We start from the raw sequence: 26,863 nt of genomic DNA, 5'->3' as shown, positions 1-26,863 counted from the left end.
CTAGAGTTAGTTTTCTCTCTTTTTTTATTAAGCCAAATTTATATTTAAAGAATGTAAAAAACATTTCAGGAAAAAACATTTAATACCTACATTTGAAGCTATTGCAAATTAAATTAAAAAAAATGCAAAAAAAAAACCTTTTAGCTCTTATAGCATTGCTTTTTTGTTATCAAATAACGATTGCACAAAATCCAAAAAAACCTAATGCTGTTGAAATTTATAATCAAATTCAAAAACTAAATTTCTTAGGCTCTGTATTGTACATAGCCGCTCATCCAGATGATGAAAACACCCGTTTAATCTCTTATTTATCAAATGAGCAAAAGGCCAGAACTGGTTACTTATCTTTGACACGCGGTGATGGTGGACAGAACTTGATAGGTACACAATTAAGAGAATTATTAGGCGTCATTAGAACCCAAGAACTTATCGAAGCTCGAAAAATTGATGGTGGAGAACAGTTTTTTTCGCGTGCCAATGATTTTGGTTTTTCCAAAAATCCAACAGAAACATTAAAAATTTGGGATAAAGAAAAAGTACTTGCTGATGTAGTTTGGGCCATACGAAAATTTCAACCCGATGTAATTGTAAATCGATTTGATCATAGATCTCCCGGAACTACGCACGGACATCATACAGCCTCTGCCATGTTAAGTGTAGAGAGTTTTGACTTAGCCAATAATCCAACTATTTTTCCTGAACAATTAAAATTTGTTCAGCCTTGGCAAACCAAACGTCAATTTTTTAATACCTCTTGGTGGTTTTATGGAACTATCGAAAAATTTAATGCTGCTGATAAAAGCAACTTAATTGCAATCCAAACTGGCGTTTATTATTCTGATCTTGGAAAGTCCAATCAGGAAATAGCAGCTTTAAGTCGCAGTCGCCATCAATCGCAAGGCTTTGGAAGCACTGGTGCTAGAGGGGAAGAAACAGAATATCTGGAATTCATAAATGGCGATGCTTTACAAGAAAAAAAATCTCTTTTTGAAGGAATTGATACCACTTGGAACCGTGTAAAAGGAGGAAAAGCAGTCGGCGTACTATTGAGTGCCATTATAGCTGATTTTGACCATAATAATCCATCGGCTAGTATTCCAAATTTGGCGAAAGCCTATTCTATGATCAAAGGTTTGGACGAAAATTTGTGGACACCCATAAAATTATTCGAAGTAAAAGAAATCATAGCGGCCTGTTCCGGTTTATTTCTTGAAGCTGTTGCCCAAAATCAAGAAGCTACTCCAGGAAGCACTGTAAAACTGAAGCTCGAAGCTATTAATAGAAGTGCTGCATCTATTGAATTACTTAGTATCACTACTTTGCCAGAACAGGTAAAAACAACAAAAAATTTAGCTTTAAAAAATAATATTATAAACAACCTATCCCTAGATTTAAAATTGCCCGAGTCGATTAACTACACACAGCCTTACTGGTTAGAAGAAAAGGGAACCGATGGTATGTATGCAGTAAAGCAACAGCAAAGCATAGGAATTCCCGATATTATTCGGGACGTTAAAGTAGTATTTACGATTCAAATCAACGAAATAGAAATTCCATTTGAGCGAACCGTAATTTATAAATACAATGATGATGTAAAAGGTGAAGTCTATAATTACCTGGATATTGTTCCTGAAGTAACGACTTCTATTTTAGATAAAGTATTACTTTTTAAAGACACAAAAATTAAATACGTAGGCGTACAAATCAAAGCTGGAAAAGATGATATAAAAGGAAATCTACAATTGGAACTTCCTCAAAACTGGCATGTAACCCCAAAAACTATTCCTTTTAGTATCGATAAAAAAGGAACAGAGCAAATTGTTTATTTTGAAGTAACAGCACCAAATAAGTCAGAAGAGGCTGTTGCCAAAAGTGTTGCATTTATTGGCAACAAACGATTTGACAAAGAACAAGTGATAATTAATTACGATCACATTACCAAACAACAAGTTTTGAAATCATCGGAAGCTAAACTCATCAAAACGGATTTAAAGACAAATAACGAACGAATTGGTTACATTATGGGTGCAGGAGATGAAGTTCCAGGTAGCCTGACTCAAATAGGCTACACCGTTACGTTAATTAAACCCGAAGAAATTACACCTGAAAAATTAGAGAATTTTGATGTGATCATGACAGGAGTTCGTGCTTACAATACGTTAGCGGCATTAGCAAATAAGCAAACGATACTTTTTGATTTCGTTAAAGCAGGAAAAACGATGCTCGTTCAATACAATACAGCAGGAGATCTTGTAACTGGAAGTATAGCCCCGTATCCCTTGAAACTGTCCAGCGATCGTGTAACTGAAGAAGATGCCGAAGTTCGGTTTTTAGCTCCAAACCATCCCGTTTTGAATGTTCCAAACAAAATAACTTCTACCGATTTTGAGGGATGGAAACAAGAGCAAGGGTTGTATTACCCAAGTGAGTACGATAAAGCCTTTACTCCTATTTTATCTTCAAATGATAAGGGTGAAACTCCAAAAAATGGAGCTTTGCTAATTGCTCCTTATGGAAAAGGGTACTATATTTATACTGGTTTAAGTTTTTTTAGAGAATTACCGGAAGGAGTTACCGGAGCTTACAAATTAATTTCAAATATTATTTCCCTGAAAAGTACACCAACCATTGCTACTCAAAAAATCAAGCCCTAATCCGAAATAAAATGGAAACAAAAAAAATAAAGACCTGGAAGAAAAACTATACCTGGGTACTCGTGGCCAATGCCATTTATATTTTGATCTTTTGTCTTATTATGAAATTATACTCCTAGATTATGCAATTATTTGATTGGGTTATACTCATTGTTACTCTATTATTTATCGTAATTTATGGTGCTTGGAAGACCAAAGGAAGTAAAAATGTAGAAGATTTTATTTTGGGTAATAATGAAACCCCTTGGCATGTTGTGGGTCTTTCTGTAATGGCTACACAAGCCAGTGCCATTACGTTTCTTTCAACTCCCGGACAAGCTTACCACGACGGAATGGGTTTTGTACAATTCTACTTTGGACTGCCTATTGCAATGGTCGTTATTTGCGTTACGTTTATTCCTTTGTACCACAAATACAAAGTCTATACGGCTTATGAATACTTAGAAAAAAGATTTGATTTAAAAACACGCTCCCTAGCGGCCATCCTTTTCTTGTTCCAAAGAGGGCTTGGAACGGGATTGACCATTTATGCACCCGCGATTATTTTATCTGCAATCTTGGGCTGGAATCTTACCTACATGAATATTGTTATTGGTGTATTGGTTATCATTTATACCTTTTCTGGAGGAACAAAAGCGGTTAACGTGACTCAAAAACAGCAAATGTTTGTTATTATGTCTGGAATGTTCATCACCTTTTTTCTGATATTGCATTATTTGCCTAATGATATGACTTTTACCAGTGCGTTGCATATTGCTGGTGCAAATGATAAAATGAATATTGTCAATTTTTCGTTTGATCCAGAAGAAAAATATACTTTTTGGAGCGGAATAACAGGAGGTTTCTTCTTGGCATTAGCTTATTTTGGAACTGACCAATCACAAGTTGGACGTTATTTATCAGGAAGATCTGTTAGAGAAAGTCAAATGGGACTCATTATGAATGGTTTTTTAAAAGTACCAATGCAATTCTTCATTTTATTAACCGGAGTTATGGTTTTTGTTTTTTTTCAATTCAATCCTGTCCCGTTGAATTTTAATCCAAACAACAAAGCCATGATTGAAAAATCAGCATACAAAGGCGAGTATAATGCGTTGGAGCAAAAATTAGACGATTTATCCGAAGATAAGAAAGTGATTAACCTGTTATATATTGATCAACTGAATCAAGATTATGACAATCCAATTCTTCGAAAGGAATTAGTGGCTTTGTCCAATAAAGAAAAAGATTTACGAGATCGAGCTAAAGAAATAATACTGAAAGCTGATAGCAACAGTGAAACGAACGATAAAGATTATGTTTTTTTTCACTTTATCCTTAATTATTTACCCAAAGGACTTATTGGTTTATTGTTAGCAGTAATTATTTCAGCAGCCATGTCCTCTACTGCTTCAGGGTTAAATGCATTAGCATCGACTACCGCAATTGATATTTACAAACGCAATATAAAAGGAGAAAAATCAGAAAGGCATTACCTCTATGCTACTAAATTTTTTACTTTATTATGGGGTATTATTGCGATCCTTTTTGCTTGTATAGGAACGCTGTTTGAAAATTTAATTCAGTTGGTCAACATTATTGGATCCATATTTTACGGAACAGTATTGGGAATTTTCTTGGTTGGTTTTTACATAAAGCAAGTGCAGTCTAAAGCTATATTTTACAGTGCCGTACTAAGTCAAATTACTATTTTTATCATTTATTATTATGCTATTTATATCTTCCCGAGCGGTGAAGAAAAACTAGGATATTTATGGCTTAATTTCATTGGAGCAATGCTGACGATTGTAATTTCGTTGCTGTTGCAGTGGACCATTTTTAGAAATCAAAAAGTAGTTGTAGCCTAAGGTAAAATCGTTTATTTTTCAAATAAATAAGTGAAAAATAGTTGTTATGATTAATTGACCGCAGATTCGCAGATTATTAAAATTGCGAATTTTTGGCTATTTTTTACTTCATCAACCTAATACATACAAAACAACAAATTTGCTAAATTGCGGTTGTTTATTATCCGTTTACAATTCTTTGTAATCCAAATATAAGCAGCGAATCTGCGGTTGTTTCTTCAATATCAAAAAATAAACAGAAAACAACAAATCTGCGAATCTGCGGTTGTTTCCTCTCGCTTTAAATGTAACTATAATCCAAATATAATCTGCGAATAGATATTAAAAACCTAAATGAAATGCAAAAAAAAATCCCATCTCGATAATTACCGAGACGGGATTTTACATTAAAATGGAGTGAATTAGTTTTTACTCCACTCTGCGATACTATCTTTATTCATCTTTACGTAATCCTGATTTTTAGCAATTTCAGCTGCTGCAAGTGATGCTTTAGCTGTTTCAATTGCTCCTTTTTTATCTCCTAATTTGGCTTGAATCAAAGATTTTAATCTGTTGAACCAAAAAGGTTTGTCTTTAGACATATCTAGTGCTTTGTTTACATAAACCAATGCTTTTGCATTATCACCATTGGATTGAAACAAGAACTGAGCAGCAGAAAAATAATCTCCAGCAGCTGGTCCAGCTAATACTTTTTCGATGTTAGCAATTGCTTTTTGTTGCGTAGGTACTTCAAATTTCACCGCTGCATACGAGTTTTCCCAGTACATTTCTAAAAAGGCAAAATTATTATCTAAACCACTAATTCCAATTGAGAATGTTTCGATACTTTTGTTTAAAGTTTCCGGTTTTACTGTGGCTCTAAGGGCTACATTTTCTTCTTTCCACTCTTCTGGATTACCCCAGTTATCCGTAGTTTTATAGAAAATTATTTCCCAACTTTCAATTTTCGGAATAGTATACAACGAATATTTTCCTTTTTTCAATGTTTTACCGCTAATCACTACATCATCACTAAAGGATATTGTTGTATTTTCATTGGCTCCCGTTCTCCATATTTTATCAAATGGAATCAAATTACCAAATACCGCTCTTCCTCTTGCGCTTGGTCTTGAATAAACAATTTCGACATCAGTCAAACCAACAGCTTGCATAATTGTCGCTTTTGGACTGGATTGAGGTGTTTTCACTTGTGCCTCAATGGTGAAATTTGCTATTATAATAGCAAACACAATAAGTATTTTTTTCATAGATTTCTGTTTTATATGATTTTCAAATTTACAAATTCAGTTACTCCTAATTGTTAATTATTTCTTAATTTAGCCTGTATATTCTGTACCTTATTGAAGTCTAATTCATTGAAATGATTAATTACAACATCGGCTTCGGATAAATTTTGTGCTTCTGAATGAATACTGTTGTATCCAATACAAAAAATTCCTGCTGCTTTCGCTGCTTTTATTCCATTAGTGCTATCTTCAATAACGATACAGTTCTCTTTTGAAGCGATAGATAAACTGGCAGCATGCACAAAAATTGCAGGATGTGGCTTTGATTTAGGAAAATCCTCTCCGCTAACTAAATGTGTAAAATAATTATGCAACTTAAACCGACGAAAAACGCGTTCGATAGTAACTTTGGATGCCGAAGACGCCAAGATCAATTGCATTCCGTTTTGATGTAAATCTTTAATTAGATTTTCAACACCTTCTAATAATTCCAAATCGGCTTTACTATCAAAAGCATCATTGAAAATAGTTCGTTTTCTTTGGATCAAATCTTCAACGTCTTGATCAATTACAAAAACTTCCTTCAATTTCTGAAACGTATTTCGAGTAGAAAAACCGGTAAATGAAGTGTACATTTCCTCAGTAACTGCGATATTCAATTCGTCGAATTGTTTGAAATAAGCATAACGGTGTACGGGTTCAGTATCAACTATTACACCATCCATGTCAAAAATTACGGTTTGTATCATTTGTAATTATAAATTATGAGTTTTAAATTCTAATATAGAGACTGAAAAACCAACACTATTTTTTTAATAAATAGCGAATCACGGTTTCGGCAGCATATAAGCCAAATAACCCAGGCATATAACTGTTTGTTCCGTAAAATGATTTTTTGAAATTGGAACCATCGGTCATTTTTAAACTCGATTCGTCTTGAATTTCTGAAGAAAAAACGACTTTTAATTTGTCAATTTTAAATTCTTTCAATCGGCGACGAATAGTTTTAGCAAAGAAGCAATTTACGGTATTCGTAATATCGGTCACTTTCACCTTAGAAGCTTCCATTTTCCCGCCAGCACCCATGCTACTTATGATTTTGACTCTTTTTCGTTTGGCGGCAATAATCAAATTCAACTTTGGAGTCACACTGTCGATGCAGTCTAAAACATAATCAAATTCTTCTGAAACAATCTCAAAAGCACGCTCTGGCGAAAGAAATTCTTGTACACGAGTCAATTTCAATTCGGGATTGATATCCATCAATCGATCCCCAACAACTGTGATTTTTGGTTGCCCCACAGTCGAATGTAAAGCGGGTAATTGTCGGTTTATATTGGTAATATCAACTACGTCACCATCAACAATAGTCATGGCACCCACTCCTGCTCTTGCCAAAAATTCAGCCGCAAAAGAGCCAACACCACCCAATCCTACAACCAATACATTTGCATTTTTTAAATTATCTAAACCTTCTTTCTTGAATAAAAGTTCGGCTCTTTCTGTCCATTCTGCCATTGTTTTTTTGTTTAAAGTTAAAAGTTCTTAAGAAATCTCAAATTGTTAATCTACAATCTGAAATCAAAAACTTTATTAAAATTACTATTCACTATTTCCTGTATTTCATTAACAGAAATTCCTTTGTATTTAGCTGCCAATTCATATACAGCTTCAATTCCTTCATCAGTAATATCTGTTTCTAGAAAAAATCGATTATTGGGGACGCTTTTAAAAACAGTTTCTAGTTCCTTATTGAGCAATAAATATTTACCAAATGAGATATAAAATCCATTGTCCACTAATTGTTTGGCAATTTGTGCATTTTTGGAAAAGCCATGAATCAGCATTGGAACTGAAATATTCAATTTTTTCTTAATGGCTATCAATTCCTGAAAAGCAGCAACACAATGTATCACAACGGGTTTATTATATTGTTGTGCCAAAAGTAATTGCCTTTCAAAAACCATTTCTTGAAATTCCATAGAAATTTCGATGCGTTTGTCCAATCCACATTCGCCCACAGCCAGACAAGTTGCCTCTTGTAATTTACTTTCGATTATCACCAAATCAGCTTCTATTCGCTCTTCCACAATAAACCACGGATGAATCCCGATGGAATAATTCGGAATCGTTGCATCAAATTCTTGTGGATATTGATTGACTAATTCCAAAATATTGGGTTGATTCGTATATTTATGTGTGTGCAGATTAAAGAATTCCATTAGTCGTGAAATTTTTTGACCCCAGCTTGTATCTCAATATCCAAATCGTTTTCTAAAGGAACTTTTGGACAAGAATATTTCGAATTATACGCGCAATAAGGATTGTAAGACGTATTAAAATCAATCACAATGGTATCTCCTTTTGGAATTCTTAAATCAATATATTTCCCGCCAATGTAACTATCCTTGCCAGAACTCAAATCAGAAAACGGCAGAAATAAATAGTCTTTGTACTCCTTCTTTTTTGAAAGTTCAATATTTTTATAGACATTCAGTTTCAAATCCTGACCATCAATTGTGAAAAAAAGTTCACCATATTTCACATAAAATGGTTTTCTGTCTGTTGATGTTTTCATTTCAAACGGCTTTTCTTTTGGCATCCTGATCAACTTAGCCACCACATAAAAAGTTTCGTTTGCAGGATAAAAATCCAGCGTTTTAAAAACTGCCAAATCTCCTGCAGTCAGTGGACTTGTCTTTGCATCGGCATATTCTGCATTCAATTCTGTTTGGAATTTTTCCACCGCCGAAACATCAAATTTATTTTGGCCAAAGCCAAAATTTAGTTGAACTAAAAACGCAAAAAGTAGCAGAGTTTTCATTTGTATGATTTTATGCAAAAATAGTTTAAAAGTTATAAAGTGGCAACGTTTATATATTGGAATAAATAAGTTTATAATACCAATTCCTAGCCCAGATAGCAGTGAAAATCCTTTTATTTTTTTTCTTCAAAAAAATAAAAGATTGTAACGAATAGCTGGAAATAGCTCCTAAAAAACATTGTAAATTTGTAGCTTAGAAATGAACCTTATGCTCAAAACTGCTTTTCAACGTTACATCAATAATTTCAGAGGCTTTACCAGAGAAATTTGGATTCTGACACTCATCACTTTTATCAATCGTGCTGGTACGATGGTACTGCCTTTTTTATCCAAGTATTTAAAGGAGGATTTGAATTTTTCCTATGCACAAGTGGGATGGATCATGGTTGCGTTTGGTTTTGGTTCCATGTTAGGTTCGTGGCTTGGCGGTAAATTATCAGACAAAATAGGTTTTTATAAAATCATGGTTTTTAGTTTATTCACCAGCGGAATATTACTGTTTTTGGTACAATACATTCGGACTTTCTGGGGATTATGCATTGGAATGTTCGTTATAATGACCGTTGCTGACATGTTTCGTCCCGCCATGTTTGTGTCCTTGGCGACTTATGCTAAACCTGAAAATCGCACTAGAGCCTTAACTTTAGTTCGACTGGCAGTTAATTTAGGTTTTACTGCAGGACCTGCTTTGGGAGGATTAATTATTATGAATTTAGGGTATAGTGGCTTATTTTGGGTAGACGGAAGCTCCTGCATTGTATCCATTTTAATTTTCACTATCCTGGTAAAAGAACGCAAAAGACCAGCCGATTTAAACGCTGCAAATAGCGAAACCGAAATTCCAGCATCTGTATTTAAAGATAAGATATTCTGGATTTTTCTTTTTATCTGTTTTATTACGGCCATGCTTTTCTTTCAACTTTTCACTACTTTACCGCTATATCACAATGAAAAATTTGGGTTAACAGAGTTTCAAAGCGGACTTTTACTGTCTTTAAATGGACTTTTAATTTTCTTTCTGGAAATGCCAATTGTTAGTTTTAGCCAAAGAAAAGGCATCGATACACTTAAAATTATTCTTTGGGGTTCCTTCCTGATGTCCGTCAGTTTTTATGTCTTAATGATCAATATGTGGGCAGGAATACTGATTGTGAGTATTATTTTTATCACTTTTGGCGAAATGTTCATCTTTCCTTTCTCCAACTCTTTCGCTTTAAGTCGGGCGCCGAAAGGCCATGAAGGCCGCTATATGGCTTTGTTTACAATGAGTTTCAGCTTAGCGCACATTGCCAGTTCAAAGACGGGACTGGAAATCATTGCTGCTTTTGGTTATCAAGCCAACTGGTTTGTCATGGGAACATTAGGAATACTTTCCGTAGCAGGTTGCATCTGGCTTCGAAAACTCGTTCAAAAAGAACAAAATTAATACCACTATCATTCTTTGGGCGTGACCCTATAAAAAAAAGGGGCTAAGCAACAACATCGTTACTGGCCCCTTTTTTTTATAGCGTCGGGCTATACGCGCTACTGCGGTAGCCAGCTTTTATCCCTCACGCAAATTCATTTTCATAATAACTTCTCTGATAAAAAGATTCTCCAATTTATAAAAAGTACTGCTAGAAGTTAAAAAACTAAAAAAATAGTTAAATAACTATAAAAGTAGTTTGTAAACTGCAAATATAGTTGTATGTTTGATTTAAATATAAAAATCATGCAAAAACTGACCAACAAAGAAGAGGAAATTATGCACATTTTATGGAAGCTCAAAAAAGCATTCGTAAAAGAAGTTTTATCAGAAATCACTGAAGAACAGCCTCATTACAACACCCTTTCTACTATTGTTCGAAACCTCGAAGAAAAAGGTTTTGTATCGCATAATGCCTTTGGGAACACGCACCAATACTTTCCAATCGTGAGTTTAGAAGACTATAGAAAACGCTTCATGAATACGGCGATCGATAATTATTTCAATAGTTCGTATAAAAATATGGTTTCGCATTTTGCAAAAGAAGAAAAAATTTCAGCTGCGGAATTACGAGAAATTTTAGCCATGATTGAAAATCAAAAAGAGGAAATATAAACGCTATAGTAACAACATTATTTATGGAAGCATTCTATCTTTATCTTATCAAATCCAGTGGATTAATTGCGCTATTTTATTTGGCTTATCATTTAATGTTGCGAAAAGAAACCTTTTTTACAAGCAATCGTTGGTTTTTGTTATTGGGATTATTCACTTCCGTTCTATTGCCGTTAGTGGTTTATACCAAAATAATATGGGTAGAACCTACTCCTGTAAATTATGATTGGTCCTCATTACCCATAAGTACAATTGTTGATGAAGACCACACGCAAGAGTATATTTATCTAGGATTAGCAGTGCTGTACTGCATTGGCACATTGTATCTTTTGACCAAATTTAGTTTTGATTTTTACAGTTTGCAAAAAATAGTGAAAGGAAAAACCATAAAACGTCAAGCGGATTTTAAATTTATAGACTTACAAGACAATCTCGCTCCCTTTTCTTTTTTTAATACCATCGTTTACAATTCATCCTTGTACAGCAGTTCCGAACTAGAAAATATTTTGGAACATGAAAAAGTACACAGCGAACAAAATCATACTGTTGATGTTTTAATTTCAAGACTGTTTTGTATCTTTTTTTGGTTTAATCCGTTCATTTGGCTGTACAAAAAAGCCATCTTACAAAACTTGGAATTCATTGCTGACAGCGAAGCCACAAAAAAAATATCCGACAAAAAAGCGTATCAGTTAACGCTTTTAAAAATAACAACACACGAAAATTGTGTTGCCATTACCAACCATTTTTATCAATCATTAATCAAAAAACGAATCGTTATGTTAAACAAAAATCAATCAAAAAAATTGAATTCCTGGAAGTATGCTACAGTACTTCCTGCTTTAATAGCATTTGTGATGTTATTTCAAGTAAATGTAATAGCTCAAGAAAAAGTAGATCTTCAAGCAACGCCAAAAAACATAAAAACAAATGAAAAAGCAATAGATGTTTACGAAATAGACAAAAACACCACTGATGAAGAACTAAAAGAAAAATCTAGGAATTTAAAAGAAAACTATGCCATAATAGCTGACTTTTCTGGAATCAAAAGAAATTCTAAAAACGAACTAACCGCTATAAAAGTTAATTTAAAAAAAGGAAAAGAAATTGCACAGAAAATGGAAACAAAAGGAAATGAAGCAATAAATAAATTTGGAATTATAGTATCTAAAAATAATGATGGAATGCTTACTGTAAATTTTGGTTCAGATGAAAATAGTAGCAATCAACAAAGTATGCTTGTTGTTCCTAATGCTCCGTCCGTGATCGACAAGGAAATTTTTATCGACGGTAAAAAAGTTAGTAACGAAGAATTAGACAGAACTAATCCGGATGATATAGCCACAATGAATGTTTCTAAGGAGAATAATAAATCCATAATCAATATTGTGACAAAAGGAAAAACATCTCAAAACGCAAATATATTTAATTCTAAAGTACAAGCAACCACTTTGGGATTAGAAAATGTAGATCCTATTAGTTTAAATATTCTTCAAAAACCAAAAAATCCATATACGATTACTAAGAAAACGACCGAAATAATTGGTATTCCGGGTGATGCAGAGTATTTTATTGACGGAAAAAAAGTAAGCCCACTGGAAGCCGAAAATATGAATCCAAATCACATTAGCTCAGTAAATGTAGAAAAAGATGGAGCTTCAGCCAAGAACTCAATCCGCATTATTAAAAAAAGCTATTTGGATACGAAAGAAATGATCCCAGAGCTACCAACTCCTCCTACTGCCCCAACTTTTAAATCTAAAGCTCCTAGAGAAGACCATGTTAAAAAAGATAATAAAGGTTGGGAGATAAATTTTGGAACATTTTCGCCAGAGGACAATATTAAAAAAATACAAATCAACAAGAATGTAGATTACAAAAAAGCAGTTATCGTTATTAACGGAAAAATTAGTGACTTTGAGACTTTGGATAAATTAAAACCCGATGAAATTGACAACATGAGTGTTGAAAAAATTTCAACTAATCTAGAAGCTAGAAAAATGGCGATGATTAAGAAATATGGAGAAAAAGCTCTAAATGGAATCATTGAAGTTCAAACAAAAGAATTTCAAAAAAAATAAACTGATCCAAAAACACGAAAAGACGGTCCCCATCAAGACCGTCTTTTTTTATATCTTTGTCCAAACTAAAACCCTATGTATAAAATCCTAGCACAAATCAACAAAATCATTTTACCTAGTTTTACTAAACAACGCTTGGATTTGGCTAAAGCCAAGAAATGGCAAATGGCGATTATTGGTTTCAGGTATTACGTAACCACACGTGCGCTGGATTAATACGTAATTGCGGCAAAAATGTCATTCCCTTTGATTTTTGCCCTTCCATTCAAAAAAGCTAATTCCATCAGGAAATTGCATTGCACGATTTCTCCACCCAATCGTTCTACTAATTCACAAACTGCTTTCGCTGTTCCCCCTGTTGCCAAAACATCATCGTGAATCAGAATTCGGTCCCCTTTTTGAATCGCATCGGTGTGAATTTCTAAAGTATCGGTTCCGTATTCTAAATCATAAGTTGCAGAAATGGTATCGTAAGGCAACTTATTCGGTTTTCGAACCGGAATAAAACCAACATTTAATTCTTGTGCGATTAACATTCCAAAGAAAAAACCCCGACTTTCTACTCCTATTACCTTGTCAATTTTTTTATTGACAAGTGATGAAACCAATATATCAAGGCATTTTTTCCTTGCTTTTGGGTCAATTAACAACGGAGTTATATCTTTAAACAAAATTCCTTCTTTAGGAAATCCCTGAATATCACGGATATACTTTTCTAACGACATCTTTTTTTATTTTTTTACAATTTTACAGTTGCAAATTACACATTTATCCCTATATTTGCACCCGCATTGAAGTTATTATAACGGTTTGCAAATGGCCTTGTGGCGCAACTGAATAGCGCACTTGATTACGGCTCAAGAGGTTACTGGTTTGAATCCAGTCAAGGTCACAGATTAAATCCCTAATAGTACTAAAAACAGTATTTTAGGGATTTTTTATTTGATATTTAGTCCATTTTTAGGATCAATACGAAGATGGATCAAGTTCAACGCTTCTCATACGCGCCGCTACTCGAGGTGAAGTCTATCAAGAACCATTTTTAATGAAATTTTTCTCTGTCTTGCGTTTTTATCGAAGGGCTCGATACATTTCTCTTCCCGAAGTTTGGGGATAAAAATACTCGAACTGACAAAAAATTTCCATCAAAAACTAATCACAAATGGGTTATCCTTAATTATATTGAGGACAATATGGAAGTTCAAAACCCATATTCCTCATTTTTTTATACCAATGCGCTAATTTTAGCATCGCAATATTTTAATTCAAAGTAATTTCGCCATTCCTCAACTACTCTTATTCATGCTTCTTCTTTGGTTTCAAATTCTTCTTTCTTTGAATCATTAGCATTAAAGCAGAAAATTATGTTTTAGCATTATACGTTCGTGTTTAAATTACTTTAGCTCCAACCATTTTTATAAAATTAAATGAGCGTAACCTATTGTTTCTTTCAATTTAGTATCCACTTTAGCTATTGCTGCATATTCATGCCAGTTTGTAACGGTATCACTAATTTTTTGAATTATCGCTTCAGCCTTTTTTATATTCATGCTCTTTGCAATTTGCAAAAGATCCGCTTTAGTAATGTCTTTTCTTTTTCCATTGATGCTTAGGTTGTGTTGACTTACCCAATCACTTCCTGGACGGAACGCAAAACAAATATCATAAGCTGGTGCCAATTCCCAATTCCCGTCTTTTTTTAGTCTGAAAGCAAAGTTTTTGGTATGATCATCACAATTTCTAGCGATTACATTAAACACCATTCTTCTAAACATTTGCTCTGCCTCAGGATAGGGTAATCGCAGCAAACGCATGGTTTGAAATAGTTGTTCGTAGCTAAAACCGGTAATTTGGCTAAAATCATAATGCTGCATGGCACACAACGTTTGTATGTGGTGTTTTTGTTCGCCACCCTCACGGTCAAAACGCTTCGTCATGAAATGTGCTCTGCCCTTTTCTTCCAATAGTCTGCACTCCATCATATCAATTTCACAAGCTTTTGCCATTAGGTAATACGCCATTTCAATTCTGCCAAAGCCTGTGCTTTCGCCAAATTGTACATCGCTTACCGTATCTAACTTTAGTAACCAATGTTCAAAACCTTTTGGAGCGCTAGTCTGTCCCGATTTTACTTGACCTGTTTTTTCGTTAAAGGCAATAATAGCTTTTGGTCGAGCACCACCAGCCGAAGTTCCTATTTTTAGAATATCTAACATGGCTTGTTGCTCATCTTCACTCAGGTTGGTTTCAAAACGATCTCTCTTGGATAGCATTTTTTGAGAAATACGAATCAAATTATCAACTTCAATATCAAACGCTCTTTTGGTGGTTTTAAGCTGTGAAGGTTCAAATTCTAAAGCGCCCATTCCGCGTGTTCCTATAAAACACAAGAGTTCAACCGGGTTCATGCTGTTTTCTGGACGACCGTTTTGTGCTAGCCAGCTATTGATTAATTGATTACCATAATCATCCGGTAATACATCCGCTAATAATCCCGGTAACCCTTTAAATGTTTTTATGTCCCGTAACTCTGGAAACGAAAAAATACGTTTCATACTATTGATTATCGGCATTTTTAGCGGTGCCAAATCGGTTTTATTATTTATAAATTTTGGATCATACTCAAAACTTGCCAAACCTGTTTCCGCATTCCACGCAACAGCTCCTACTGTTTCTCCCCATATTTTCACAAAAGCAGTTGTAATCATTACCAGTCGGATTTTTTGGCGTTATCGCTATCACTATTTCTAGCACGTTGCCTAATTTGTTTGTCTTGTTTGGCCAGTTCTAGTGGACTCACTTCGTGTTTTATAGCAAACCCTTCTAAGAGCTGTAAAATATTTAAAGCCCTCATAATTTGAATAAGTGATAGCATTGTGATGGCCTCACCATTTTCAATTTGGCTTAATGTCGAACGATTGATACCCGCTGCGTCCGCCAATTGCGCTTGTGTTTTATTACTCTTTAATCGCTCTTGTTTTATGAATTCGCCTATTTTACTCACGATCGCGGTATCACTCATTGCAACCCAGTCTATGTTGGTATTTCCCATTATTATCTGTTTAAAATAATATTACTGTTGGTATTTACCAACAAATATAAGTAAAATTTAATAATTAACGGATAGCTAGCACTTTTTGTTGGTAAATACCATCGCAATTGATTAAAAAACCTATTAATGTTGGTTTTTACCAACAAAATATAAAAAAAACTATATTAAACTCACATCTACTATTGTAACTAATTTGATTGCTAAATTCTTCAATAGTTGCTTTAATCTACTTAAAAAATCAATTGTAAATTATTCCAAAAATATTTATTTATTCTTAAAAGAAAATTCCTACTTTTAAATGTTTATAAAACAATAATGCCCCTGTATCAAAAAGCTGTTATTGCTAATTATTTAAAAAACAATCAAAACTAGTACAAAATAAACTACTGATATTGAGCGACTAAAAAAGTACATTCACTTTATAAGCAGAACTTACACACCCCATCTTAAAATCACCTTCGATCTGTTTTCACTTTTCAAGTTTATGTCTCTATAAAATCATACATTTGTTGGTATTATGCACCTCATTAACTAATAACAATGGATCAGGATAAATTTATTTTCTGCCTTGAAGCCGTACCCGATGCAGAAAGTACCACTACAACAGAAGTGGTTAAAAGCTTAGAACTACTGGCTTTTGAGCAAGGAATTTCAAGTATTTACAAAACATGCGATACAATTGAAGGTTTGGACGATAGTTTAAGTGCTTTACTTTATGACGATCATAATTTTAAGGATTATGAAATCATCTATTTAGTGATGCAAGGAGAGGAAAATAGCATTTGTATTAATGAATATTACTACAGTTTAGAAGAAATAGCCGAACTATTTGAAGGAAAAATGAAAGGTAAAATTGTACATTTCGCAAATGAAAAGGTAGTGGACTTAAGCGCGGAAGAAGCACAGTACTTTTTAGATATTACTGGAGCAAGAGCCATTTCGGGTTATGGAGCAAAATTCGATTCTATAAGTAGCATTCATTTAGATAAAGTATTTTTCAGTTTGTGCCAAGACGGAGATGATTTGATACAAATCGTTGAAGAATTACATGAAAAGCACTTTGCTCTTTGTAAGCTCCTTGATTTTAGATTGTATTATTAAAAAGCGAATCTCGAAACCTTTTTAACCAATTAAAAAAGTCAAGACTTACACCGTTGCTCTTCTTTTTAATTTTTTAGCAAAATAGGCATCAAAAAAAGCACGAATAGTTAAAGCTATTTATTACCATTTTTTTTGTAAAAAACGTCTCGTTTTAATTCCAACTTTCGCTTATCACACTTCCTTTTTCCTCCTGCTTAACGACATTAATTGAGCGGGGAATGCGTTCTTGTAGTTCGGCTACGTGGGAAATAATTCCAACAATTCGGTTCTCTTTATCCAGCGATTGCAACGTTTCAAAAACCACAGCGACACTTTCGGGATCTTGTGTTCCAAAACCTTCATCAATAAAAAAGAAATTCTTATCGTTTTTATTTAAAGACTGAACACTTTCTGCTAAAGCTAAAGCCAAGCATAAAGAAGCTTGAAATCCTTGACCTCCGGAAAGCGTTTTCACACTCCTCGAAGCTCCATTGTTGAGATAATCAATTACCTCAAACTCATTGGAACTATTAATCGTGAGACTCAATTGGTTTTTGGTCATGCGATGAAAACGAACATTGGCCACATCGGCTAAATTTTGCAAATAAATACTCGAAACATAGTTTACAAAACCACTTGCATTAAACATATTTGCCAGCGTAACTAAATTAGTCGCACGGGTATTTAATAGTTCAAATTGGGCTAGCAAATCTGCTTTTTCAACAAATTGTGCCTGAACGCGTTTCAAATTTTCTAGTAAAGCAGAAACAATTCCTAATTGAGTTTCAAATTTTAATTTGAAAGTAGAAAATTGTAAAGTTTTTTCTTCTAAAATTTTATTTTCGAAAGTTTTACCAAGGATCAGTTTCTCTGCTTCGAAAACAGAATTATTAACAATTAGTAAATTCCCGGTAAAAACTTTGACTTTCTCTTTTTCTGCTGCTATATTCCAGTTTTTTAAAAGTATTGTTCTCACTTCTTCGACTGATGAAAAAGAATATTCTTGCAGTAATTCGGCAATGATTTTTTGTGTTTGTGCTAGAGTTTTTTCATTCTCAGTTACTTGCAATTGTAATGTAATTAAACTTCCTGTGAGCGTTGCCATTTCTTGATTTTGAAGTGCAATTTGCTCCTTTATCACTTGATAATCTGTTGCTGTTTTTATATTTTTATTATACAGGACGATTTTTTCAGCTTGAATTGAAGCAGCTGAAATTGATTCATAATCGGCAAATGAAAGTACTTTCAATTGCGACAATTCATTATCAACAGCGCCTCTTTTAGCAGCTTTTATTGCTTCGAATTCGCCCTTCGAAGTATTGTTGTTTTTTAGTACCAACGAAATACTTTCCCGCTCCTTGCGAAGCTCGTTTTCGTCATTTTCTAAAGCTACTATTTCTTTTTCTAAAAGGTGTTGTTGTATTTTTGTAGCTTCAAAAGACTGCGAATCTTTTGCGTCAAAATCTTTCCAAATGAAATTTGACTGATGCATTTTCTGTTCCTTTTCAATGGTTTCGCATTCCGCAATAATTCCTTTCAGTTGCGCTTGAACATGATATATTTCGAATTCTAATTTCTCAGCTTGTGCCTGTTTTAGACTGATTTTCGCTTCTTTATTGGCTAAATCAGCAATTGTATGGGTAATAAGTACTAATTTATTCGAGACATCTTCCCCTTGCATCACATTTGGATGCTCTTGCGATCCGCAAAGCGGGCAATTTTCGTCATCGTGCAAATTGGCAGCATAGTGTACCAACTCTTTAGACACTAATAGTTTAGTTCTTATATCAATTGCTTTTTCCTTTTCGAAAAAAATTGATTCTACTTTTGTTTTTAACACGTTTTTCCAACTATCAAAAGGCAGTTCCAAAAGTAGAAAAGCTGCTGTTTTTAACTTTAATTCTTGCTTCGAAGAATCAAGTTTAATGTTATGTACATCAAAATTATTCTGGAGGTTTCGCTGCTGCTGATACCAAGTTCCTAAATCAACTAAGAAAGAAGCCTGCAATCGCTTTTTTTTGGCGTCGACCAATTGCCCCTGAATTTTGTCTAATTTTGCAACTACCTCCTTTTCTTTTTTTTCACTAGCTAAAAACAAAGCCTCCTCCACTATTATTTTTTCATCTAAAACGACCAAAGCACTCTTTGCGATTATAATTTTTTCAATGGATTCTAAATCGGACACTTTACTCTTAGAAATTTCAAGGGTTTCAAAATCAGGCTGCACTATTTCTAAAGCATTTTGACTTTTCAAATTGCTATCCACTACTATTTTCTTGAGATTTTCAGTAGTAATCAGATTTTCTTTCGCTTTTTCTAAAGCCGTCTTCTCTGTTTTTAAAGTGATTAAATTAGATTTAAAATTCCGTTCCGTTTTTTCGAACAAATCTATTTCCAACTCCAAAGCATTCATCGTCACTTTTTCAGCGTTCAATTTAGAAAGCTGCTGTTGCTTTTTTTCTAAATCTTCAAAGTTTGCCTTTAATGTATTGAGTTCACTTAGTTCTTTTTCAACTAAACTTAACCCTGTTTTGTCGTTTTGCAATTCGTTATTCGCTGCTATAACTTCCTTCTCCAAGGCCAAAATAGCATCAGCAGAAATAGCTTCAAATCCGGATAAAGCTCCTTTTAATTGATCTAGTTTTGTTCTGGTGTTACTCTGTAATAATCCCACTTTGGATGCTAAATCAAAACGTTGAAGGTGAAAAATCTCTTTCATCATATCCGAACGATCTTTGCCCTTCAAATCTAAAAATTCCTTAAATTTTCCTTGTGGTATGATAATGGTCCGACGAAAATTTTCATAGGTTAAACCAATGATGATTGTGGCATCAGCAGAATTCATTGGAACCCATTCCTCCCCTATCCATTCATAGGCTAGGCGTTCAATAGAAGTGGTTTCTTCAAAGCGTTTTTTCCGCTTCCAATCGGCTACAAATTTGAATTTCCGTTCTTCAAAATTTAAGAATTCAAATTCGATATTGGCTTTGTCAGATTTTAGATTCAACATATTATAGGAACGCTTGTCTGTCTTGTTTAAACGCTCCGTATCCCCATATAAAACAAAACCAATCGCTTCCAAAATAGAAGATTTCCCGGAACCTACTGCGCCAAAAATACCGAATAAACCCGCATTAGTCAATTCTTCGAAATCTATCGTTTGCTTTTTCTGATAAGAATACAATCCGCTTATACTCAACTTTAGTGGTAACATAAAAGGTTTTTTTTAGTCGTTTTTAGCTTGACTTCCAATGATCTCATTAAACAAATCCAATAGTTCCTCGTTTGGTTCCTGTTTGTGTTTCGATACAAAGTAATCTTTGAACAATCCCTGAATATTCTGATCTAAATTTACTTTTGGAGTGTGTTGTTCCGCATTCCCATCCTTTGTCACAATTGGAATGATAAAGATGATTCCGTCGTGACTTTCATGGATTCTTTTTAAATCTTGACTGGCGAAAAAAGAATCGCTAACCAAAGTCAGCTCAACCAAACAGTATGGGTTTTCTAATAACCATAGTACTGCTTCGTCTGTATTTTCAAATCGTTTTCGATGTAAAACCCTACCCGATTGCAGTGGAATAGCTGTATATTTTACAAGCTCGTTTGGTTGTGCTTCAATAAGAACTACTTTTTTATCCTGACCCGCTTCTGCAAAACTGTAGCACAACGGACTACTGGAATATACGACTGGATTAGGATGGCCACCCACGTTTTGAAAACGATGTAAATGTCCCAAAGCGGTATATTGAATTTGGTGTGGAATGCAATCCGTGTAAACCATATCCGCATTACCAATTCGCAACGGTTTTTCACCCTCTGGTTCTTCTAAGATTTCGCCTCCGCGTTTCAGCATATACAAGTGGGTAGTTAGGATATTAACTCCTTTATTATCGCAGTATTTATCTGCTAGCGCCGCCCAAGAATTCTGTAATAATTGATTCAATTGTTCCTCCTTGTTTTCGGCTCCTAAGTAGGTTTTCAAGCGCATCTCATTCGCATAAGGTGTTGTGATAAAGCGAATAGGAAATTCATATTGCGGCAGTTGAATTTCTAAAAATCCATTTTCCGATTGCGTAATTTCAAAACCGTTTTCTATGGTGATAGTGGGAATGGTCACATCAGGATTCCCTACAAAAAGAATCCCACATTCTCTAGCCAAAGGATTGGGAGCATCAATTCGATCTGGACTATCGTGATTACCCGCAATAGCAATTACAGGACGTTTGCCATTATTAGTCAATTTTTTCAACGTCTTATATAACAAATCTACAGCTTCGACTGGAGGATTGAACGTATCAAATAAATCCCCTGCTACTATAACTACATCCGCATTTTGGACATTCGCTATAGTGCATATTTCATTCATTACTTTCTTTTGTTCTTCCAAACGAGAAAAGTGATCTAGTTTCTTTCCTAAATGCCAGTCGGCAGTGTGTAGTATTTTCATGCTGTATTTCTATTAAATAGGACTTTCAAAAATAGCAGTTTTAAAAGCTAATTTTCTACAACAATATGGTAGTAAAAAAATTATAAAATGCAGTTTTTATCAAATTAGATCTTGCCATTTTTTGACGTTTTAAATCGTTTTCTCAACTTTACGCGATTAAAGATTATCTGCACTTGTCCAAACAATACTATTTGTAGATGATCTCTACTATCTGACTTTTTACATTTTCTTTTTTTTTTGCTGTCGCGCTTTTAAATTAGATTTACCTCTAGTATTAGAACTTCCTTCTGAAAAAAATTTCAAGATGCTAGTAGTTAAAATGAAAAAACCGTCTCCTATTAAAAAGACGGTCCTAAAAATTTTAAAATATTTTTAGATATTCAATTTGCTATTCTTTCGACCAAAACTGAAATAGACCACCAAACCGATCAACAACCAAATTCCAAAATAAATCCAGTTCCAAACACTCAATTCTGCCATCATATACAAACAAGATATAAGGCCTAATAATGGTATCAATGATAAGTTTGATCTGTAGGACCATACGACTAATCCTACCATAACAATAAGGAAAATCCACATTGGGATTTTATGCTTGAACAAACTAAATCCACTTTCATATTTAACTGAATCTGCTAAGGGCAAACCTGCAATAACACTAGAATATTTGGTATCATCTTTCTGATACTGATTTAATAAAAGTTCTAAATCCGGCGTTTTATCCGTACTATTTTTTGCATCTATACCTACTAAGTAAGCATATACTTTTTTAGTTTCCTCTTTGTTTAATGAAGTAATAATTGCTTCTGAGCTATTGATTTGAGTTTCATTAGTAATGAAATCCATAGTCGCTTTTTTGTTGTAACCAAAAGCAAATACCAATCCAATTACAATCAGAACGGGCAATAAAAATTTAGAATTTACATAAGGTGTTTTGAATTTTCCACGAGGAATATCGGTTCTATTTTGCAATACTAAAACTCCTGCACAAACCAGTACAAAGGCAAATAAAGTTCCAATACTACATAAATCAGTAACCAAAGTCAAGTTTAAAAATAACGCTGGAACTGCCACCACAAAACCGGTAACAATAGTCGCGTAAGAAGGTGTTTTATATTTTGGATGTACTTTTGAGAAACGCTTTGGTAACAAACCATCACGACTCATACTCATCCAGATACGCGGTTGTCCCATTTGAAAAACCAATAAAACACTAGCCATAGCCACCACGGCACTTACCGCAATAATTCCCGACATCCATTTCAAGTCTAATTTTTCAAATACAAAAGCCAGTGGATCACCAACATTTAATTGGTCATAAGAAACCATTCCGGTTAAAACCAGTGCAATTGCAATGTATAAAATAGTACAGATAATAATCGCCCACATCATCCCTTTTGGCAAATCACGCTGTGGATCTTTACATTCTTCGGCAGTTGTTGAAATGGCATCAAAACCGATATAAGCAAAAAATACAGCAGATACTCCTTTTAAAACCCCCGTAACTCCATTAGGAGCAAAAGGATCCCAATTTGCCGTATCTACGTAAAACACCCCAACCGCAATCACCAGTAAAACGATACATAATTTTACTACTACCATGATATTACTCGCATTTCGAGATTCTTTCATTCCACGGTAAATCAAGGCGGTAATTAAAACAATAATCAATAAAGCTGGGAGATCCGCTACAAAATGAAACGAACCTATCACTGGTGAAGTAGTCCATGCCATATAAGCATCTTGCAAAGCCGGACTCAATTTAGCATATTCTTTTCCCCCTTGCATTAACGCAGTAGCGTCATCGAAACCTCGGGAGGCAGACAAGAAATCCATCTGAACCCATTGTGGCAGATGAATGCCTCCACTATCTAGTAAACTCGTAAAATAATCACTCCATGAAATAGCAACAGTTATATTACCCACAGAATATTCCATAATTAACGCCCAACCAATAATCCAAGCTATAATTTCGCCAAAAGCAACATAAGAATACGTGTAAGCACTTCCGGAAACCGGAACCATAGAAGCGAATTCCGCATAAGCGAAAGCGGCAAAACTACAGGCAATAGCAGTAAACAAGAATAGAAAAATAACAGCTGGTCCTCCATCAGAACTGGCTTTTCCAATAGTACTAAAAATTCCTGCTCCTACAATAGCAGCAATTCCAAATGCTGTCAAATCACGCGCTGTCAAATGCTTACCTAGCGCATTATGTCCATCGGCATTATTCTTCTCCACCTGTTTTAAAATATCCTGTACTGTTTTTTTTCTAAATAAACCCTTTAATGCCATATTGTGAATTTTATCATTAAAAATTAATATACTGTGAATTATATATTTTTATCCTCTAAATCGTGCAAATAATGTTCGAATTTCAAAAGTATAAAACAAATTGAACTAATACAGTTTCTCCCACTATTTTTTATATTATTTTAAAAAAAAAGTTAAAATAATTTATTTTATTTATTTAAAAAGTCAAATTAAACTAAATAAAACTTTTAAAAGGAAAATAATTTTAAAAAAGTAAGAATTCGTTTTCGTACTATAATCGGTTTAAGGTCGTCCTTCCTTCAAACAGCTTTTTAAAATGGAAACTGGATGCAAGGCTTTTCTGCTGGTTCCATCAAAGATCTGGTGGCGGCAACTCGTTCCTGCAGCGGCAATAGCAGTCGCAGCATCAGTGGCTCTAATTTTTGGAAACAAGGTATCTTCTCCCATTTGCATACTAATTTCATAATGTTCTTTTTCATATCCAAAAGAACCTGCCATGCCACAACAACCCGAGTTATAAATAGTAACTGAACTGTTCTTAGGAACATTTAACATCGCAAAAGTCGCTTCCATTGTACTTAAAGACTTTTGGTGACAATGGCCATGAATTTTTATTGTTTTCTGCTCATCAGAAAATTGTTCTGAATGTATTTTTCCAGCAGCAATTTCGTTTTTGAAAAACTCTTCAATTGTAAATACGTTTTTTGCTAATTTTTCGGCATTTTCCTTATCATCAGCCAATCGGATGTATTCGTCTCTAAAGGTTAATATTGCTGAAGGTTCGATTCCTATTAAAGGAAATTCAGCAGTAATATAATCCGAAAAAACAGCCACATTAGTATTGGCAATGGCTTTGGCTTCTTCAAGAAATCCTTTGGAAATAAAAGCCCTTCCACTTTCCTCATGATCTACCAAAATGACCTCATAGCCTAGGGTTGACAGTAGTTCATATGCATCGATTCCCACCGAAACATCATAATAATTAGTAAATTCATCACAAAACAAGCAGACTTTTCCATTTACAAATGAAGCACTTGGCGCTTGGTTCCAATTTTTTTCATACCATTTTCTAAAGGTATTTTGAGCTAATAATGGTACTTCTCTTTGGGACGCGATACCCATAGTTTTTTTCACCATCGGCAAATTCACCATAAAATTAGTAAACCGAGGAACAATGCTGCCTAAACCATTTAGTTTAGCGTTAAAAGCAAATACTTTATTGCGCCATAAAAAACCATTTGCTTTTTGATAGTGGTACAAAAACTCTGATTTCATAGCGGCCACATCTACATTACTAGGACATTCGCTGGCACAAGCTTTACAACTCACACACAATTCAAATACCTTGTACAATTCTTCATGGTCGAATTTATTCTCTTTATCTGAATGAGTCAAATATTCTCTTAGCGCATTGGCTCTGGCCCGAGTGGTATCTTTTTCATTTCGTGTAGCACGGTAACTGGGACACAAGGTTCCACCTGCCGAAGGTAATTTTCGGCAATCACCGGAGCCATTACATTTTTCTGCAGCACGCAAAATCCCCATGCTGTCCGAGAAATCCTGAATGGTTTGTATCTCGGGTTCGGCTCTGCCCGCTTCTACCCGAAGGTTTTCATCCATTTTGAAAGCATTTACAATTTTCCCTACATTTAAGATGGTATGAGGATCAAAAGCAAGCTTGATTCGCTTTAGGAGCTCGTAATTTTGATCTCCAATCATAAAAGGTAAAAACTCACCTCTAACAATTCCGTCACCGTGTTCTCCACTCAAGGAGCCTCTATATTTTTTGACTAGAATAGCCACCTCGGTTGCGATGTTTCTAAATTGATGCAGTCCTTCTGTTGTTTTCAAATTTAAAATCGGTCGCAAATGCAATTCTCCAGCTCCAGCGTGTGCATAATAAATTGCACTTTGACCGTGGCGTTCCATCATAGCAGAGAATTCAGCAATATACTGGGGCAAATCGCTCAACTCAACGGCAGTATCTTCAATAGAATCCGCGGCTTTATTGTCACCCACAATACTTCCTAAAAGTCCAAGACCTGCTTTTCGCAACTCATTTATTTTATCAATATCAGCTCCGTAAATTTTAGGCAAAGCATATCCAAAATTATTTCTTTCTAAATCAGCAATCAACGCATTTGCCTGTATTTCGGCATCTTCCATGCTAAGATGCGAAGCCACTTCGAGCATAATAACGGCTTTGGGTTCCCCTTGAATAAAAAATCTGTTTTTGGCTTGCTCTCTGTTAGTTTTAGTACAATCCAATATCGTATCATCCATCATTTCACAGGTGTACAAATGATGTTTCATAGCCGTAACCACAGCTTCTAAACTTTCCTGGATGGTATAAAAATGAGCCACAACCATAATATTATTCGTAGGAGGTACATCATCCACTTTCAACGTGATTTCTGTAGTAAAAGCCAGCGTTCCCTCGCTTCCGCAAAGGAGTTTTCCTAGATTTATTGTATTTTCAGTTCCTCCAAAAAGTTCTGATTTTAATAATAAATCAATCGCATATCCGGTATTTCGTCTGTGAATTTCAGGCTTCGGAAATTCTTTTATAATTTCTTCTTGATTTTTTGTGTTCGAAAGTTCTTCAAAAATGGTTTTGTAAATGGAACATTCGAGCGTGTTCCCTTTAGTTTTTTCAATGAATTCCGCCGACGGTATTTCGTTAAATACTGCCAAAGTACCATCACTCAAAACCGCTTTGATTTCCACAATTTTATCTCGGGTAACTCCGTACCGAATAGATGTGGTTCCCGAAGAATTATTGCCTACCATTCCTCCTATCATGCATCGATTTGAGGTTGAAGTATTAGGTCCAAAAAACAATCCGTGTTCTTTTAAATACAAATTCAGTTCGTCCCGAATTACTCCTGGCTGAACGGTAACCGTTTTTTTTATAGAATCAAAAGCAACAATTTTGGTAAAATGTTTCGAAACATCTACAATTATTCCATTACCTACTGTTTGACCTGCCAACGAAGTTCCTGCCGTTCTGGGCGTAATTGAAATCTTATTTTTTGCTGCAAAGCGAATAATTTTGACAATATCTTCCTCTGATTTTGGAATCGCTATAGCAATTGGTATTATTCGGTACGCAGAAGCATCTGTAGCATACAAGGTTTTATGAAGGTCATCATGTAAAAGGGTTCCTTCTAATGATTGAGATAATTTCTGTAATTGAGATGAGATTGACATTGAGTAGAGTAAATTGCTTTTATTTTCACAAATATAAATATATAGCAGTGGATTCGATTAAAACAATTAGGAAATATTCAAATCC

Annotated in this window: 19 protein-coding genes and 1 tRNA gene; 8 read left to right on the top strand and 12 right to left on the bottom strand. The window is 34.5% G+C overall.

The window, feature by feature from the left end; translation table 11 throughout:
- The first annotated feature begins 122 nt into the window (after window positions 1-122).
- Entirely contained in the window at window positions 123-2,654 is a 2,532-nt protein-coding gene (locus tag BLS90_RS05815; protein ID WP_091256354.1) for a PIG-L family deacetylase, read from the top strand.
- A 122-nt stretch (window positions 2,655-2,776) separates the two neighbouring features.
- A complete protein-coding gene (locus BLS90_RS05810; RefSeq protein ID WP_091256351.1) occupies window positions 2,777-4,501 on the top strand; it encodes a sodium:solute symporter in 1,725 nt (574 codons plus the stop codon).
- 401 nt (window positions 4,502-4,902) lie between these two features.
- On the opposite strand, the gene BLS90_RS05805 is transcribed toward BLS90_RS05810, so the two are convergent.
- Genes BLS90_RS05805 through BLS90_RS05785 form a run of 5 tightly spaced genes read right to left on the bottom strand, consistent with a single transcriptional unit; the run spans window position 4,903 to window position 8,551 of the window.
- Entirely contained in the window at window positions 4,903-5,748 is an 846-nt protein-coding gene (locus tag BLS90_RS05805; RefSeq protein WP_091256349.1) for a DUF2911 domain-containing protein, read from the bottom strand.
- A 53-nt stretch (window positions 5,749-5,801) separates the two neighbouring features.
- On the bottom strand, window positions 5,802-6,476 hold the full coding sequence (locus BLS90_RS05800; protein ID WP_091256347.1) for an HAD family hydrolase: 675 nt from the start codon (window positions 6,474-6,476) through the stop codon (window positions 5,802-5,804).
- A gap of 55 nt (window positions 6,477-6,531) precedes the next feature.
- Window positions 6,532-7,245 carry a tRNA threonylcarbamoyladenosine dehydratase gene (locus tag BLS90_RS05795; protein ID WP_091256345.1) on the bottom strand — a complete coding sequence of 238 codons (714 nt, stop codon included), beginning with the start codon at window positions 7,243-7,245 and terminating at the stop codon, window positions 6,532-6,534.
- Between the two features lie 50 nt (window positions 7,246-7,295).
- A complete protein-coding gene (locus BLS90_RS05790; protein ID WP_091256343.1) occupies window positions 7,296-7,949 on the bottom strand; it encodes a TatD family hydrolase in 654 nt (217 codons plus the stop codon).
- Window positions 7,949-8,551, bottom strand: coding sequence for a DUF1684 domain-containing protein (locus BLS90_RS05785; protein ID WP_091256341.1), 603 nt, complete (start codon window positions 8,549-8,551; stop codon window positions 7,949-7,951). Before BLS90_RS05785 ends, BLS90_RS05790 begins: the two co-directional genes overlap by 1 nt.
- Before the next feature lie 208 nt (window positions 8,552-8,759).
- On the opposite strand from BLS90_RS05785, the gene BLS90_RS05780 reads away from it, so the two are divergent.
- The 4 genes from BLS90_RS05780 (at window position 8,760) to BLS90_RS05765 (ending at window position 12,928) form a co-directional block, all read left to right on the top strand.
- Window positions 8,760-9,977, top strand: a complete 1,218-nt coding sequence (locus BLS90_RS05780) for an MDR family MFS transporter (RefSeq protein ID WP_091256339.1) — start codon at window positions 8,760-8,762, stop codon at window positions 9,975-9,977.
- Between the two features lie 285 nt (window positions 9,978-10,262).
- Entirely contained in the window at window positions 10,263-10,631 is a 369-nt protein-coding gene (locus tag BLS90_RS05775) for a BlaI/MecI/CopY family transcriptional regulator (protein ID WP_091256785.1), read from the top strand.
- 23 nt (window positions 10,632-10,654) lie between these two features.
- Window positions 10,655-12,712, top strand: a complete 2,058-nt coding sequence (locus tag BLS90_RS05770) for a M56 family metallopeptidase (protein WP_091256337.1) — start codon at window positions 10,655-10,657, stop codon at window positions 12,710-12,712.
- 75 nt (window positions 12,713-12,787) lie between these two features.
- Window positions 12,788-12,928, top strand: coding sequence for an SsrA-binding protein (locus BLS90_RS05765; protein WP_091256335.1), 141 nt, complete (start codon window positions 12,788-12,790; stop codon window positions 12,926-12,928).
- Here the strand turns inward: BLS90_RS05765 and BLS90_RS05760 are convergent.
- The gene (locus BLS90_RS05760) at window positions 12,925-13,437 is read right to left on the bottom strand and encodes an adenine phosphoribosyltransferase (protein WP_091256332.1); all 513 of its coding nucleotides are present in this window, start codon (window positions 13,435-13,437) and stop codon (window positions 12,925-12,927) included. The two genes, BLS90_RS05765 and BLS90_RS05760, sit on opposite strands and share 4 nt — an antisense overlap.
- Before the next feature lie 93 nt (window positions 13,438-13,530).
- Here BLS90_RS05760 and BLS90_RS05755 point away from each other — a divergent pair.
- Window positions 13,531-13,604, top strand: a tRNA-Arg gene (locus tag BLS90_RS05755).
- 523 nt (window positions 13,605-14,127) lie between these two features.
- Here BLS90_RS05755 and BLS90_RS05750 read toward each other — a convergent pair.
- Together BLS90_RS05750 and BLS90_RS05745 are read right to left on the bottom strand one after the other, a co-directional pair.
- A complete protein-coding gene (locus tag BLS90_RS05750; RefSeq protein ID WP_091256330.1) occupies window positions 14,128-15,420 on the bottom strand; it encodes a type II toxin-antitoxin system HipA family toxin in 1,293 nt (430 codons plus the stop codon).
- The gene (locus BLS90_RS05745) at window positions 15,420-15,734 is read right to left on the bottom strand and encodes a helix-turn-helix domain-containing protein (RefSeq protein WP_245705049.1); all 315 of its coding nucleotides are present in this window, start codon (window positions 15,732-15,734) and stop codon (window positions 15,420-15,422) included. Before BLS90_RS05745 ends, BLS90_RS05750 begins: the two co-directional genes overlap by 1 nt.
- 570 nt (window positions 15,735-16,304) lie before the next feature.
- Here BLS90_RS05745 and BLS90_RS05740 point away from each other — a divergent pair.
- On the top strand, window positions 16,305-16,865 hold the full coding sequence (locus tag BLS90_RS05740; protein WP_091256326.1) for a DUF6642 family protein: 561 nt from the start codon (window positions 16,305-16,307) through the stop codon (window positions 16,863-16,865).
- A 151-nt stretch (window positions 16,866-17,016) separates the two neighbouring features.
- Here BLS90_RS05740 and BLS90_RS05735 read toward each other — a convergent pair whose 3' ends face one another.
- From BLS90_RS05735 to BLS90_RS05720, 4 genes are all read right to left on the bottom strand, one after another.
- Window positions 17,017-20,058: an AAA family ATPase gene (locus tag BLS90_RS05735; protein ID WP_091256323.1), complete on the bottom strand. Its 3,042-nt coding sequence runs from the start codon at window positions 20,056-20,058 to the stop codon at window positions 17,017-17,019.
- Between the two features lie 12 nt (window positions 20,059-20,070).
- Window positions 20,071-21,294, bottom strand: coding sequence for a metallophosphoesterase family protein (locus BLS90_RS05730; RefSeq protein ID WP_091256320.1), 1,224 nt, complete (start codon window positions 21,292-21,294; stop codon window positions 20,071-20,073).
- Between the two features lie 372 nt (window positions 21,295-21,666).
- The gene (locus BLS90_RS05725; RefSeq protein ID WP_091256317.1) at window positions 21,667-23,589 is read right to left on the bottom strand and encodes an amino acid permease; all 1,923 of its coding nucleotides are present in this window, start codon (window positions 23,587-23,589) and stop codon (window positions 21,667-21,669) included.
- Window positions 23,590-23,850: 261 nt separating this feature from the next.
- Window positions 23,851-26,778: an FAD-binding and (Fe-S)-binding domain-containing protein gene (locus BLS90_RS05720; RefSeq protein WP_091256314.1), complete on the bottom strand. Its 2,928-nt coding sequence runs from the start codon at window positions 26,776-26,778 to the stop codon at window positions 23,851-23,853.
- Window positions 26,779-26,863: the final 85 nt, after the last annotated feature.

It is taken from the genome of Flavobacterium omnivorum (assembly GCF_900099915.1).
Classification (GTDB): domain Bacteria; phylum Bacteroidota; class Bacteroidia; order Flavobacteriales; family Flavobacteriaceae; genus Flavobacterium; species Flavobacterium omnivorum.
Note: the sequence above shows the minus strand (reverse complement) of the source record. Positions and strands in the feature narration are given on the sequence as shown.